The organism is Vibrio vulnificus NBRC 15645 = ATCC 27562, from assembly GCF_002224265.1.
GTDB lineage: Bacteria > Pseudomonadota > Gammaproteobacteria > Enterobacterales > Vibrionaceae > Vibrio > Vibrio vulnificus.
The window spans coordinates 1,067,792-1,082,329 of record NZ_CP012881.1; the positions used below are offsets into that span (position 1 = coordinate 1,067,792).

Sequence of the window (14,538 nt, forward strand, 5' to 3'; positions counted from 1 at the left end):
AAATTAAAGCTTTTCAGCGATTCTCAACACTGAGCTGCGAGAACGTGGATTCAGTTCAATTTCTTGCGCTGTTGGCATGATCGCTTTACCCACTGTTTTCATATTGGCACTGCCTAACGCTTTGATTTGCGCCTCGGTCAGAGGGATACCGTGAGGCACTTCAGGCCCTTTACTTTCTTTGCGCATAAAGCGTTTCACCATGCGGTCTTCCAAAGAATGGAAGCTGATCACCGATAAGCGCCCTTCTGGTGCCAGAATACTCGCCGCTCCTTTCAGTGCTGTATCGATCTCTTCAAGCTCACTGTTGATGTAGATACGAAATGCTTGAAACGCACGAGTCGCTGGGTGTTTTTTCTCTTTAAAGCTTTTTGGCGCCGCTTCCGAAATCAGTTTTGCCAGTTGGCTGGTACGCGTTAGTGGCTCTTTGGTTTCATCTTCGCGATGCGCAACAATCGCTTTGGCAATACGGCGCGCATGTTTGTCTTCACCAAACTCACGAATCACCCAAGTGATGTCATCCAAATCCGCTTCCATCAGCCACTGAGACACTGGAATGCCCGAGGTTGGGTCCATACGCATGTCCAACGGGCCGTCTTTCATAAAGCTAAAGCCACGTTCAGCGTCATCAAGTTGTGGCGAGGAGACACCGAGATCCAACAACACACCATCCACTTTACCGACTAAATCATATTGTTCGGCGTAATTCGCCATTCCTGAAAAAGGACCATGAATGATGGTAAAACGCGGATCATCAATTTTACCCGCTTCCGCGATAGCTTGAGGATCTCGGTCAATACTGTACAGGCGACCGTGTTCGCCAAGTTTAGAAAGAATCGTACGGCTGTGACCACCACGACCAAATGTTCCATCAATGTAAATACCATCCGGCTTGATGGCGAGACCATCAATAGATTCATGAAGTAGTACGGAAATGTGCTGGAATGTGTCGGTCATGGTTTTCTCGTTGAATATTCAAAGCCTGTGCGGCGAATCATTAGTGTACTGATTTCCTTGTTCAGTGCCACTATTTGACAAAGTTCAGGCGTGATATAGCGCCAAGTTTATTGGTTCACATAATCATTGCGTCAGTAAAATGCAAAAAACCCATCATTACTAGGTAATGATGGGCTTAAAAGGGTGGAGCCGACATATAAGCCGGGTTCTGTTCCGCTTGCGCGGCGGTAGCCATTCCTCTAGGCCAGCAATCGCTCACTGGCTCAAGCAACCTACCCGCCTCCTAACGCGAGCAACGCTATGTGGAGGCCTATTTGGTCTTGCTCCGGGTGGAGTTTACCCTGCTACGAACTGTTGCCAGTCGTCCGGTGCGCTCTTACCGCACCCTTTCACCCTTACCTGATCCTCTCATCTTGCGAATTAAGGCCATCGGCGGTCTTCTCTCTGTTGCACTTGTCGTAGGCTTGCGCCCCCCAGGCGTTACCTGGCACCCTGCTCTATGGAGCCCGGACTTTCCTCCCCTTTGTCAGTCTCCCGAAGGACGTCAACGTCAGTCTCCCAAAGGACTTCAACGTCAGTCTCCCGAAGGACATCAACAAAGCAGCGACTACCCAGTCAACTCCGAGGGCGGATTGTATAGACTTCTCCACTGAGTGTCTAGTGAGATCACATTATTGGCGCAAATAGGGACGATTTTGCAAACTAACCAAACCAGAGATCCGTTATTCGAGGTTCTCAAGCCCCCACTTGTAGAGCGCATTTTTCTTCAAGTTGTAGATTTCCGCGGCTAACGCAGCGGCTTTTTTCAGTGGTAACTCTTTGGTCAGAATGGCCAAACTCCGTAATGCCTCTTCCGGTAGCGACTCCTCCGCAGAATCACGATAACCGTGAATCAACAACACCATCTCACCTTTTTGCTGATTGTCGTCCGACTGAACCCACTCAACCAACGCCGACAAACGCATGCCCTGAATCGTTTCAAAGGTCTTGGTGAGCTCACGTGCCAACACGACTTCGCGATCTGGACCGAGGATTTCAAGCATATCGTGCAAAGAATCGACAATTCGATGTGGTGACTCATAAAAAATACAGGTACGCTCTACCTTTGCAATTTCGAGGAACTTATCCTTACGACCTTTGCTTTTTGGTGGTAAGAAACCTTCGAAACTAAAGCGATCAGAGGGCAAACCTGACGCACTTAAGGCAGTGATCACCGCACAAGCACCAGGAAGTGGCACAACTTTAACGCCCGCCTGACGACACTGTGTAACCAAGTGATACCCTGGGTCACTGATAAGTGGCGTTCCCGCATCAGACACTAATGCGATGTTCTGCCCGGAAAGCAATTTATCCACTAAAACTTGCGCTTTTTGCTGTTCATTGTGGTCATGCAAAGCAAAAGTTTTAGTTTGAATATTGAAGTGAGACAATAACTTACCTGTATGTCGGGTATCTTCTGCAGCAATCATATCCACGCTGGTTAGCACCTCAATGGCACGCTGGGTAATATCCCCTAAATTGCCAATCGGTGTCGGCACGATATAGAGGGTTGCGCCTTCTGTTGGGAAGTTATTTTTATCTGTCATTTGTTTAGCATCACTTCAACGATTAATATAGAGACAATTTTGTTCGGACTTTAAGAGAACTCACGGCAATGATGAACCCTAAGAGACTCAGTGTACCACGCTTACTCACTCCAGTTGCACTGGCAATTACGCTAGCGGCTTGTTCTTCAGGCCCTAAAACGCCAACCAGTGTTGATATTACACTTGAGCCCACCCTGTCAGTTCAAAACTACATGATAAATGCAGACAGCAGTGAGGGTACCCTACAAGCAGATTGGCTGATTATGGCTGCCAAGGCAGCGCTGAAAAATGGCGATCTTGCTCAAGCTGACTTACTGATCAAGCGCTTAGCAAGAATGCCGCTCTCCGAAGTGCAGCAGGCTGAATGGCAGTTAACACGTGCCGCTTACCATCTCAAACTCAACCAAGCCGACAACGTGATCGAGCTATTGAATTTCAAAACTTGGTGGAAACTGCCAAACGAACAGTGGAAAGATTATTACACGTTGCGTGCCGAAGCTTACACCGCATTACAGCAGCCGTTTGAAGCCAACCGACAACTGGTCACTCTAAGCCAATACGTGGACGAATCTCAGCAAGCTGAAATCGCGCAGCAAATTTGGGCGAACTTTGCCGGTTACTCTCAATATGAGATCACGCAACTTCATCCCGATGCCAGCGAAGAAGTACTCGATGGTTGGTTACAATTGGCGATATACATGAAAACCATGTCAGCCAATGTGCCACAGCTAAAAAACACGCTTGAACATTGGTTTGCAGAAAATACCGCACACCCTGCAGCTTTGTATACACCCGCTGAAATTCAAAGCATTCTCGACTTAGAGATTGTTCAACCGGTGCATACTGCGTTATTGCTCCCTCTCAGTGGCAAATATGCTAAGCAAGCACAATTGATTCGTGATGGTTTCATCTTTGCCATGATGAACGACAAAGATCGCGATCCTGAAGCGACCCTCAAGGTCATTGATACCAATCTCTATCAACCACATCAGTTGAAACAGCAACTGACCGATGAGCAAATTGATTTCATTGTCGGACCGCTACGTAAAGATGTCATCGAAGTGCTACAAGGCGAGTTAAGTGACAAGAGCGGTCAAGTGTCAATTCCATCACTGGCACTCAACATTCCCGACGACCTACAAGCAGGGACGGGGATCTGCTACCTGACCCTTTCTCCAGAGCAAGAAGTCGCCCAAGCGGCGAAGCACTTGTTTGCTAATGGCTACAAGTACCCACTCATCTTCGCCCCTCAAGGCAACTTAGGGCAACGAGTAGTCAGCGCCTTTGAAGCCGAATGGAAGAAATACAGCACTAATAAAGTGGCCGTAAGCTACTTTGGTGATAAGCGTCAGCTGCAACGTGATGTAAACTCGGTATTTGGCTTACAAGAAAGCCAGCAGCGAATCGCACAAATGGAAGGGCTAATGAAGTTGCCAATGGAAACGCAGCCTCGCAGTCGTCGCGACATTGACTCCGTCTACATCGCTGCTCGCAGCTCAGAGCTCACTCTCATCAAGCCATTTATTGAAGTGGCGGTAAACCCAGATGCAAAACCACCGAAGCTCTTCTCCAATTCCATGAGCAACAGTGGTGAGAAGCAATACGAAGACCTCACAGGCATTGTTTACAGCGACATTCCAATGTTGCTTGAAGTGAACCCTGCACTGGATAACCAAATGGAACAACTTTGGCCAGATCAGTCCAACTTCCAAAAACGCTTACAAGCGTTGGGGATGGATGCCTACAAACTGATGGCGGAACTACCACAAATGAAAGTGGTCCCAAATCACGCCGTCAACGGTCAAACGGGCGTGCTGACGATTGATGATCAATGCGTCGTTCATCGCGAAATCAGCTGGAAAGAGCATGGGGCTCTTTAGCCGACGCGCCATCGGCAACCAATATGAGTCCTTGGCGAAGGCATACTTACAACGCCAAGGACTGAGGTTTATTGAAGCCAACTTTACGACCAAGGTTGGCGAAATCGACCTGATTTTCAAAGAAGCACAAACCATTGTGTTTGTTGAAGTTAAGTATCGAAAAAATAGCTGTTATGGCGACGCCGCAGAGATGGTGAATCCTGCCAAAGCCAACAAGCTTATTAAAACCGCTTATTTATGGTTAAACAAACACGGATATAATGCTTGTAACACTGCGATGCGGTTTGATGTTGTGGCCATTCACTCCAATGGCCAGGATATTAACTGGATCGCCAATGCAATTACTCAAGGATAATCGATGCTCGACAGCATTAAAGACAGCTTTACCGAAAGTATTCAAATTCAAATCGCCGCCGCAGAAGCCCTGCCAGATGCCATCACCCATGCCGCACAGGCGATGGTGGCAACTCTGCTGAATGGTCACAAGATTCTATGTTGTGGTAATGGTGGTTCGGCAGCGAACGTTCAACAATTTGTTTCATGTCTACTCAACCGTTTCGAGACTGAGCGCCCAAGCTTACCAGCCATGGCTCTAACCGCCGACAACACCACCTTGACGGCAGTGGCAAATGACTACCACTATCAAGAGATTTTCTCGAAACAGGTGCGTGCCTTTGGTCAACCAGGCGATATTTTGTTAGCGATCTCCACCAGTGGTAATAGCAAAAATATCATCAAAGCGATGGAAGCGGCGGTAACTCGAGACATGACGATCATTGCTCTCACTGGCAAAGATGGTGGTGAGATGGCAGGCCTACTCGGTGAAAACGATGTTGAGATTCGAATTCCATCTCACCGCACCGCGCGTATTCACGAAGTACACATGGTGACGCTGCACTGTTTGTGCGATCTCATTGACCAAGTGCTTTTCCCTGCTCACGAGGAATAAAGATGCTACGTTACGTTTTGCTTTTCATCACAACTTGGGCCTTATCAGGTTGTGCCGGACTTTTCATCGCTGGCGCCGCAACCACCGCAAATCTAGTGACGGATACACGAACAACCAAAGAGATCTGGCAAGATAACAATATCGAGTTTGAAATTGCGGCCATTGGCAATAAAGCACCTTATCGTGGCAAAGTGCGAATCGTCGCGAGCTCTTACAATGGTACGGTGGTGTTGATGGGACAAGCCTCCACTGCAGAGGAAAGATCGGGATTTGAACAGCAAGCTCGTAGTGTTAAAGGTGTTCAAGTGCTTCACAATCAAGTTAAAGTGAAAGCCCCACTCAGCGTGTCACAAATCAGTAATGACAGTTGGATCACGACTAAAGTGAAATCTGCATTGCTTACCGATGAATCCTTAAAAAGCGTAAAGATCAAAGTCATTAGCGAAGATGGCGATGTGTTCCTGTTTGGCTATGTAAACAGCGAACAAGCGGAGAAAGCGACTGAGATTGCACGCAATATATCTGGGGTTAAGCAGGTTGTTCGTGCATTCCAGTATGGCGAGAACGTAACACAAACGAGTAATGCCAGCCAATAATCAATATCGGTATGGCTAACTCTCAGGCACAAAAAAAGCAGCTTTCGCTGCTTTTTTTATTTAACGTTCATCGTTATTTAACGACTCTCAAGCTAGGTCGGCCCTTGGGTCTTGGTGGCTCTGGTTCATCATCAAAATCGATGTTAGGTTGAGGCGCTGAATGCTCCTCTTCCAACCAAATACCATCGTCCTCCTCCTGCTCAGCCCCAGGGATACTGGTATACGCTTCTTCAGGTTCGAACATGGTGCCAGCACCATTTTCACGAGCATAAATAGCCAGCACTGCGTACAATGGAACAATCACAGAATGTGGACGACCACCAAAACGAGCATTAAAGCTGATGGTGTCGTTACCTAATTCAAGATTGCCAACCGCACGCGGGGCAATGTTCAGAATAATCTGACCATCCTGAATAAACTCTTGAGGTACGCGCACTCCAGCCAATGTTGCTTGCACAACGAGGTGAGGAGTTAAATCATTATCCACTAGCCAATCGTAAAATGCTCTTAGCATATACGGTCGGCGAGCGGTCATTTGAGCAATTTCCATAACTTAACGAACCAAACGCATCTCGCGTTCAGCTTCAGTCAAAGAAGCTAGGAATGAATCACGCTCAAACACTTTGTTCATGTAAGCTTTGATCTCTTTTGAACCAGGACCAATCAGATCGATACCTAGTAGAGGCAAACGCCACAATAAAGGCGCTAAGTAGCAGTCAATTAGGCTAAATTCTTCACTCATGAAGTATTCAAATTCAGCGAAGATTGGCGATAGAGTCAGCAAGTCATTGCGCAGTTTGTTGCGCGCTTTCTCTGATTCTTCTGCATTGCCTTTAACAATTTTCTCAGCCAATGAGTACCAGTTACGTTCGATACGGTACATCATTAAACGGCTATTACCACGGGCTACCGGATAAACAGGCATCAACGGCGGATGAGGAAAACGCTCATCTAGGTACTCCATGATGATCTTCGAGTCATAGAGTGCTAGCTCACGATCCACCAGTGTTGGTACTGATTTATAAGGATTTAGCTCGATCAGCTCTGCTGGTAGGTTAGTTTCATCAACCAACTCAACCTCAACACTTACACCCTTCTCTGCGAGAACGATACGCACTTGATGGCTGTACAAGTCTGATGCACTTGAGAATAGAGTCATTACAGAACGTTTATTGGCAGCTAAAGCCATGGGCCCTCCAGTACACTTACAATAATAAAAACAATGGAGGCTAAGCCTCCATTGTTTATTCAATAAAATTGGGAATTAGCGCGGTATGATAGCACAATTAATGCACATCACGCCAATACTCTTTCTTCAGCAGCACAACCACGATAGTGAACAGTACTAAGAAAGCCATGACCCACCAACCTAGAGCGTGACGCTCAGCCTTCACTGGATCACCGGAGTAAACCAAGAAGCTCACTAAGTCGAGCACGGCTTCATCGTACTCCCCTTTGCTCAGTTCACCAGTGCCGTCGCTTTCAACACCAACTACAACTTGTACTTCCTTACCATCAACCACTTTCGTGCCGTAAACAGGGTTAGGAATACCTTGCAGCTCTTCCAATACATGTGGCATACCAACGCTTGGGAAAACTAAGTTGTTCACACCAAATGGACGTGATGGGTCAACATAGAAAGTACGCAAGTAAGTGTACAACCAATCAGCACCACGAACACGAGCAACAAGAGTCAAATCTGGTGGCGGTGCACCAAACCAAGCCGCTGCTTGTTTTGGTGGCATAGCGTTCACCATCAGATCGCCAATTTTGCTCTCTGGGTTAAACATCAGATTTTCTTTCATGAGATCGGCTGGGATACCAAGATCATCCGCCACACGCTCGTAACGTTGATACTGCGTCGAGTGACAAGCAAAACAGTAGTTCATGAACAACTTAGCACCATTTTGTAGTGCTGCTTTGTCTGACAAATCAACATTTGCTTTGTCCAACGGAACACCCGCTCCCGCTGCCATCGCCAGAGATGGCAACATAGCAAATAGAATTACAATCCATTTCTTCATTTGAATGTCACCCTCTCTGGTAGTGGCTTCGTTGCTTCATTCTTGCTGTATACGTACAGAAGAATAAAGAACATGAAATAACCCAAGCTAAAGATCTGAGCTAGTAGCGTATAAGTTGGTGTTGCTGGAAGCGCACCAAGAATACCCAATGCAATAAAGCTGATCGTAAACTGGATAATGTTAATCAAATGAATTTTGCTACGGTAACGGTAAGAGCGAACTTTACAGCGGTCAAACCATGGCAGTAGGAATAGGAATACAATCGATAGTCCCATCGCTACAACACCCAACAGCTTATCTGGAACAGCACGCAAAATGGCATAGAAAGGCGTAAAGTACCAAACTGGTGCAATGTGCTCAGGCGTTTTCAGCGGGTTTGCAGCTTCAAAGTTAGGCGGCTCTAGGAAGTACCCACCCATCTCTGGGTTAAAGAACAAGACATAGCAGAACAAAAACAGGAAGCCCGCTACACCCACCATATCTTTTACCGTTCCATAAGGGTGGAAAGGAATCGAATCAATGATGTCGTATTTGTTTGAGTAGTACTCGTGGAACTTAAACTGTGTCTTGTAATCTGGTCCCATTGAACCTTTCGGCAGCTTAGTTTCAATGCCGTCTGGGTTGTTAGAACCCACTTCATGCAGCGCCAGAATGTGCAGCACGATCAACAGTAGCAGTACGATAGGTAAGGCGATGACGTGCAGAGCAAAGAAACGGTTCAGCGTTGCACCCGAGATGATGTAATCACCACGGATCCACAAGGTTAAATCATCACCAATGACCGGAATGGCACCAAACAAAGAAATGATTACCTGTGCACCCCAGTAAGACATCTGGCCCCATGGAAGTAGATATCCCATGAACGCTTCTGCCATCAGTACTAAGAAGATCAACATACCGAAGATCCACAGTAGCTCACGAGGCTTTTGGTAAGAACCGTAGATTAAACCACGGAACATATGCAAATAAACCACCACGAAGAATGCAGAAGCGCCTGTAGAGTGCATGTAACGCAACAACCAGCCATATTCCACATCACGCATGATGTATTCGATAGAAGCAAATGCACCTTCACCAGAAGGAACATAGTTCATGGTTAACCAAATACCCGTTAGGATCTGGTTTACCAGTACGAGCATTGCTAAAGAACCAAAAAGGTACCAAAAGTTGAAGTTCTTTGGCATTGGGTATTCGGACAAATGCTTTTTGTAAGCATTCATCGCAGGGATACGTTTTTCAACCCAGTCTAATAGTGCTTGCATTAGGCATCCCCCTCGTCAACACCGATAAGGATCGTGGTATCGCTTAAATACATGTGCTTAGGTACCACTAAGTTCAAAGGTGCAGGAACGCCTTGGAACACGCGGCCTGCCATATCAAACTTAGAGCCGTGACATGGGCAGAAGAAGCCCGATTTCACGCCTTGCACTTGTTCTGCGAAAGAATCTGGCAGATAGGTTGGCGAACAACCTAGGTGTGTACAGAAACCGACCGCAACAAAAAACTCAGGTTTAATTGAGCGAAACTCGTTTTGAGCATAAGTTGGCTGTTGTTCCATCTCAGATTGAGGATCGCGTAGCTGACCACCAATCGTTTTGAGGTTGTCGATAACTTCTTGGGTACGGCGTACAACCCATACAGGTTTACCTTGCCATTCCACACGAATCATCTGTCCGGCTTCAATTTTACTAACATCCACTTCCACCGGCGCACCAGCTGCTTTCGCTTTGGCACTCGGATTCCATGATTTGATAAAAGGAACGGCGACGGCAGCTGCCCCTAATCCACCAACAACTGCTGTTGTGGCGGTTAGAAAACGCCTGCGACCGTTATTTAAAGGCGCGTTGCTCATCCAAACATTCTCCCATTTGCTCCTTTTGGATCGTGATTATTCCGCTTATAGAGCATGGCTAACAAAATATGAATCTAGTTCTATTTATTGACGAGAAATGATAAATAAAACCCTACTTTTTGACAAGATAAAGCTACCTTTTTGTAACATTTGTGAGGCAAATCGCTCACGACGTCACAAAAGCGGCAAAATTCTAAATATTTGGTGTGAGATGTAACAAAGAAAGGAAATAAGTAGCTATAAATAAACAAAAAGCTCGGCATATAGCCGAGCTTTGAACCACAACTTCCAGAAATAATTCTGGAGCGTAAATGTTTCGAAAACGAAAAATTAACGCTTAGAGAATTGTGGACGACGACGTGCTTTACGTAGACCAACTTTCTTACGTTCAACGCAACGAGCGTCGCGAGTAACGTAGCCAGCTGCACGTAGAGCAGGACGTAGAGATTCATCGTATTCCATAAGAGCACGAGTGATGCCGTGACGGATTGCGCCAGCTTGACCAGAAATACCACCACCTTTAACAGTGATGTATAGGTCTAGCTTCTCAACCATGTCTACCAATTCAAGAGGTTGCTTAACAACCATGCAAGAAGTTGGACGACCGAAGTACTCTTCAAGCGCACGCTTGTTGATTACGATGTTGCCGCTGCCTGGTTTGATGAAAACACGAGCAGCTGAGCTTTTGCGACGGCCAGTGCCGTAGTATTGATTCTCTGCCATTTCCGATATCCCCAATTAGATGTCTAGTACTTTTGGTTGTTGAGCAACATGGTTGTGCTCAGCGCCAGCGTAAACTTTTAGCTTACGGTACATAGCACGGCCTAGAGGACCACGTGGTAGCATACCTTTAACCGCTAGCTCAATGACCATTTCTGGTTTACGAACAATCAGCTTGTCAAAAGTGATTGACTTAATACCACCAGGGAATTCAGTGTGACGGTAGTAAGTTTTTGCTGCAGCTTTGTTACCAGTTACAGTAACTTTCTCCGCGTTGATAACGATGATGTAATCACCAGTGTCAACGTGTGGAGTGTACTCAGCTTTGTGTTTGCCACGTAGGCGAGATGCAATTTCACTTGCTAGACGGCCAAGAGTTTTACCTTCAGCGTCTACAACGTACCAGTCGCGTTTTACAGTTTCTGGTTTAGCAACGAAAGTTTTCATGCTAATAATAACCCGTTAATTCAAATTTAAACTTTAAAGGAACACACCGCTGTGCTCCCACACTGTCTAAGAGCCCAGTCATCACCCCTTCGAGCGGTTGGCACTCTCGACCTTATATCTCGAATAACTTCGATAAATTAGGTCTGCAGTAACGGTGGGTCGCAGGATTATAGAGAAGAGCGAAGAAAAAATCACCTTTTTTTGCACTCAATCACTAATTTTTTCGTCACGTCTTTCTCCCAAGAAACAATCTAAGCCAGATGTTCTCTCGCTAAGTACTCATGACTTTGCATTTCCACTAAACGAGATTGACAGCGCTTAAACTCAAACTCCAATTGCCCTTGCTGATAGAGTTGTTCTAGTGCGACTTCCGCGGAAATAATCAATTTGACGTGTCGTTCGTAGAACTCATCCACGAGGGCGATAAATCGTCGCGCAGCATCATCAATCTTATTGTCCATTTGTGGCACATCCGCCAACAATACCGTGTGATAAATTTTGGACAGTTCAATATAATCATTCTGACTGCGTGCGGTTTGGCACAGCTGGGCGAATGTCGCATGCAGTACCCCATCACTGGCCTCTATAACCGCTATTTGGCGATGATTGATGTCAACATTGTATAATTTGGCCTTACCCTCTCCAACTAACTGCTGATAGTAGAGATTTAGGTTGAGGTTTGCCTGCTCATCCAATGGATAATGATAGATCTCTGCTTGCTCTAACGTTCGTAGCCGATAGTCTATGCCACTATCCACATTGAGCACTTCACAGTGTTGCTCAATCAAAGCGATAGCAGGCAGAAAGCGCGCTCTCTGTAATCCATTGCGATATAGCTCTTGCGGTACAATGTTCGACGTCGCCACCAGTATCATTTGACGCCTAAACATCGCCTGCATCAGCGTACCAAGAATCATCGCATCGGTAATATCCGAAACAAAAAACTCATCAAAGCAGACAATGTCCGCCTCTTCCTTAAACACATCAGCCACTTTTTCCAGTGGATTTTCTACATCACCTAACCGTTTCAGTTCATCGTGAACTCGATACATAAAGCGATGAAAATGAACGCGCATTTTGCGTTGAGTAGGCAAAGCCTCAAAAAAAGTATCCATGAGATACGTTTTTCCACGCCCAACACCACCCCAAAAATAGAGTCCTTGTGGGGGCAATTTGGCTGGCGGCTGTTTGCCTAATAATTTTTGCCAACGCGTTTGTTGCGGTTGAGGCTGGGCGCAATAATCGAGATATTGATGAAAAAGCCTATCTAGTGCTCGCACTGCATTGTACTGAGCAGCGTCTTTCTGGAATCCGTTATGCGCGAGGTCGTGTTCGTATTTTTCTAATGGGCTCATTGTTCTCATACCAAAACAGGGCATTAAATCCCGTTATCAAACTTGAGATTGTGTCGTTGCTATTTTGCTTTATTGACTACTGCTCCCATAGTAACATGGTGGCGCAATACGTGTAACTAAGCAGTAAATAACATGTTAAAACCATTATAAGGAGCTGTTATGCCTTGGATGTATGCCATTGTAGGCTTGCTTGTCGGAGCAATTGTTGGTGTTGTCGTATCACGACTTACCACGCCAGAATATAAAAAACAGAAGAACATCAAAAAAGAGCTCGATGTAGCAAAATATGAACTAGAGCAACAACGCCAAGAGCTGATTGATCACTTCTCCCAAACCGCTGAGCTACTCGAAACACTCGGTAAAGATTACAGCAAGCTATATCAGCATATGGCGAAAACTTCTGCGGAGCTTCTACCGAATCTGCCAGCGCAAGACAATCCATTTGATAAAGTGGCATTGTCGGCAAAAGAAGATAACACCGAAGAAAATGTAACGGATGAAGTCACTGAACAGCCAAAAGATTACGCTAACGGCGCAACAGGGCTATTCAATGATCAGAAAAAAGTCATCCTGGATGCACCAGAAGCCATCACTGCAAAAGCGTCCTAATTTTTCTCATTGATGAACTTTTCAAAGGTTTTTGAGTCCTAACTCACATCACTGTCTATTGAAAACTGTTTACGACGACAATATTGATAGGAAGTAAACCTATTTTTGTTTGAGTCTCTGTCCTTTGCAATAGACTGGTATTTATAGGAGTTATTGGATGAAAAAACCTTTGCTTGTTTTGACTGCATTGTCTTTGAGCTTAAGCTCAGCCCTTGCCCCTCTTCCAGCAACCGCCGCACTGCCTTTTAGCGTCAGTGGACAGGAGTTGCCGAGCTTAGCGCCAATGCTCGAACGTGTTACCCCTGCGGTCGTTAGTATCGCGGTTGAAGGTAAACAGGTAGAACGCTCGCGTATTCCCGATCAATTTCAGTTCTTTTTTGGCCCTGATTTCCCAACAGAACAAGTTCGTGAACGTCCATTCCGTGGTTTAGGTTCTGGTGTCATCATTAATGCCAATAAAGGCTATATCGTGACGAACTACCACGTCATCAAAGGCGCTGATGAAATACGAATCCAGCTTCACGATGGTCGTGAATACGATGCCGAGTTAATTGGTGGCGATGAGATGTCCGATGTTGCTCTGCTCAAAGTCGATGGTGCTAAAGACTTAACCGAAATTAAGCTCGCCGATTCCGACAAGTTACGTGTGGGTGATTTCAGCGTCGCCATTGGTAACCCATTTGGTTTGGGACAGACAGTGACGTCCGGTATTGTTTCAGCCTTAGGGCGTAGTGGTTTGAACATTGAAAACTTCGAAAACTTTATTCAAACCGACGCGGCAATTAACAGTGGCAACTCCGGTGGTGCGCTCGTCAACCTCAATGGTGAACTGATCGGCATCAATACTGCGATTCTCGGCCCCAATGGCGGAAACGTCGGTATTGGCTTCGCCATTCCATCGAATATGATGAAGAACTTAACTGACCAAATCTTGGAATTTGGTGAAGTCAAACGTGGCATGTTAGGCGTTCAAGGTGGCGAAATCACCTCTGAACTGGCTGAAGCGCTGGGCTATAACTCGAGCAAAGGCGCATTTGTCAGCCAAGTGGTTCCTGACTCAGCAGCAGATAAAGCCGGCATCAAGGCGGGCGACATCATTGTGTCTCTCAATGGTAAGAAAATCGATACCTTCTCTGAGCTAAGAGCCAAGATTGCAACCCTCGGGGCAGGCAAAGAAATCGAGCTTGGCGTGGTGCGCGATGGTAAAGATAAGCGCTTTGATGTCACATTGGGTGAGTCGCAACAAACCAAAGCGAAAGCCGATAAAATGCACGAAGGCCTTGCCGGTGCTGAGTTGGCTAATACCACGTCAGACGATCGCATTGCTGGCGTTAAAGTGATCAACGTGGCAGATAAGTCGCCAGCGGCACAGTACCAGTTACAAAAAGACGACATCATTATCGGAGTCAATCGTCAGAGAGTAAAAAATCTCGCCGATTTCCGTGCCATTGTTGAAAAACAAACTGGCGTGCTTGCGCTCAATATCCAACGTGGTGAACGTACTATCTACTTAGTCATTCGCTAAGCAAACGTATCACCTCAATGATGATCGAGTATGCAAAGGGC

General features: G+C 46.1%; 16 protein-coding genes and 1 other RNA gene. 6 read left to right on the forward strand and 11 right to left on the reverse strand.

The annotated features are described in order from the left end of the window. Window positions 1-3 precede the first annotated feature (3 nt). From rsmH to rsmI, 3 genes are all read right to left on the reverse strand, one after another. On the reverse strand, window positions 4-954 hold the full coding sequence (gene rsmH, locus AOT11_RS04800; protein ID WP_011078671.1) for a 16S rRNA (cytosine(1402)-N(4))-methyltransferase RsmH: 951 nt from the start codon (window positions 952-954) through the stop codon (window positions 4-6). Window positions 955-1,135: 181 nt separating this feature from the next. Next, window positions 1,136-1,577, reverse strand: an RNA gene (rnpB, locus tag AOT11_RS04805) — RNase P RNA component class A. Between the two features lie 99 nt (window positions 1,578-1,676). After that, complete coding sequence (gene rsmI / locus AOT11_RS04810) at window positions 1,677-2,540, reverse strand: 16S rRNA (cytidine(1402)-2'-O)-methyltransferase (protein WP_017421293.1); 864 nt, start codon at window positions 2,538-2,540, stop codon at window positions 1,677-1,679. Window positions 2,541-2,608: 68 nt separating this feature from the next. On the opposite strand from rsmI, the gene AOT11_RS04815 reads away from it, so the two are divergent. From AOT11_RS04815 to AOT11_RS04830, 4 genes are read left to right on the forward strand one after another with little or no spacing between them, the layout of a single operon-like run. Continuing rightward, window positions 2,609-4,420 carry a penicillin-binding protein activator gene (locus AOT11_RS04815; RefSeq protein WP_017421292.1) on the forward strand — a complete coding sequence of 604 codons (1,812 nt, stop codon included), beginning with the start codon at window positions 2,609-2,611 and terminating at the stop codon, window positions 4,418-4,420. Then, window positions 4,407-4,775: a YraN family protein gene (locus AOT11_RS04820; protein WP_017421291.1), complete on the forward strand. Its 369-nt coding sequence runs from the start codon at window positions 4,407-4,409 to the stop codon at window positions 4,773-4,775. Before AOT11_RS04815 ends, AOT11_RS04820 begins: the two co-directional genes overlap by 14 nt. Window positions 4,776-4,778: 3 nt before the next feature. After that, window positions 4,779-5,369 (forward strand): phosphoheptose isomerase, encoded by a 591-nt coding sequence (locus tag AOT11_RS04825; RefSeq protein WP_011078676.1) that lies wholly within the window; start codon window positions 4,779-4,781, stop codon window positions 5,367-5,369. 2 nt (window positions 5,370-5,371) lie between these two features. Further along, window positions 5,372-5,965, forward strand: coding sequence for a BON domain-containing protein (locus tag AOT11_RS04830; protein ID WP_017421290.1), 594 nt, complete (start codon window positions 5,372-5,374; stop codon window positions 5,963-5,965). Between the two features lie 73 nt (window positions 5,966-6,038). Here the strand turns inward: AOT11_RS04830 and sspB are convergent, their stop codons facing one another. The 8 genes from sspB to zapE form a co-directional block, all read right to left on the reverse strand. After that, entirely contained in the window at window positions 6,039-6,515 is a 477-nt protein-coding gene (gene sspB, locus AOT11_RS04835) for a ClpXP protease specificity-enhancing factor (RefSeq protein WP_017421289.1), read from the reverse strand. Between the two features lie 3 nt (window positions 6,516-6,518). Further along, window positions 6,519-7,154, reverse strand: a complete 636-nt coding sequence (gene sspA, locus AOT11_RS04840) for a stringent starvation protein SspA (protein ID WP_011078679.1) — start codon at window positions 7,152-7,154, stop codon at window positions 6,519-6,521. Between the two features lie 97 nt (window positions 7,155-7,251). After that, window positions 7,252-7,989, reverse strand: a complete 738-nt coding sequence (locus AOT11_RS04845; protein WP_017421288.1) for a cytochrome c1 — start codon at window positions 7,987-7,989, stop codon at window positions 7,252-7,254. Beyond that, window positions 7,986-9,251, reverse strand: a complete 1,266-nt coding sequence (locus tag AOT11_RS04850; protein WP_011078681.1) for a cytochrome b — start codon at window positions 9,249-9,251, stop codon at window positions 7,986-7,988. Before AOT11_RS04850 ends, AOT11_RS04845 begins: the two co-directional genes overlap by 4 nt. After that, window positions 9,251-9,841 (reverse strand): ubiquinol-cytochrome c reductase iron-sulfur subunit, encoded by a 591-nt coding sequence (gene petA / locus AOT11_RS04855; protein WP_011078682.1) that lies wholly within the window; start codon window positions 9,839-9,841, stop codon window positions 9,251-9,253. Before petA ends, AOT11_RS04850 begins: the two co-directional genes overlap by 1 nt. A 330-nt stretch (window positions 9,842-10,171) precedes the next feature. Beyond that, on the reverse strand, window positions 10,172-10,564 hold the full coding sequence (gene rpsI, locus AOT11_RS04860) for a 30S ribosomal protein S9 (RefSeq protein ID WP_011078683.1): 393 nt from the start codon (window positions 10,562-10,564) through the stop codon (window positions 10,172-10,174). 15 nt (window positions 10,565-10,579) lie between these two features. After that, entirely contained in the window at window positions 10,580-11,008 is a 429-nt protein-coding gene (rplM, locus tag AOT11_RS04865; protein WP_011078684.1) for a 50S ribosomal protein L13, read from the reverse strand. 251 nt (window positions 11,009-11,259) lie between these two features. After that, window positions 11,260-12,363: a cell division protein ZapE gene (gene zapE, locus AOT11_RS04875; protein ID WP_026050479.1), complete on the reverse strand. Its 1,104-nt coding sequence runs from the start codon at window positions 12,361-12,363 to the stop codon at window positions 11,260-11,262. 159 nt (window positions 12,364-12,522) lie between these two features. Here zapE and zapG point away from each other — a divergent pair, with 159 nt between their 5' ends. Then, on the forward strand, window positions 12,523-12,972 hold the full coding sequence (gene zapG / locus AOT11_RS04880) for a Z-ring associated protein ZapG (protein ID WP_011078686.1): 450 nt from the start codon (window positions 12,523-12,525) through the stop codon (window positions 12,970-12,972). A gap of 157 nt (window positions 12,973-13,129) precedes the next feature. Further along, the gene (locus tag AOT11_RS04885) at window positions 13,130-14,497 is read left to right on the forward strand and encodes a DegQ family serine endoprotease (protein WP_017421286.1); all 1,368 of its coding nucleotides are present in this window, start codon (window positions 13,130-13,132) and stop codon (window positions 14,495-14,497) included. Window positions 14,498-14,538 lie beyond the last annotated feature (41 nt).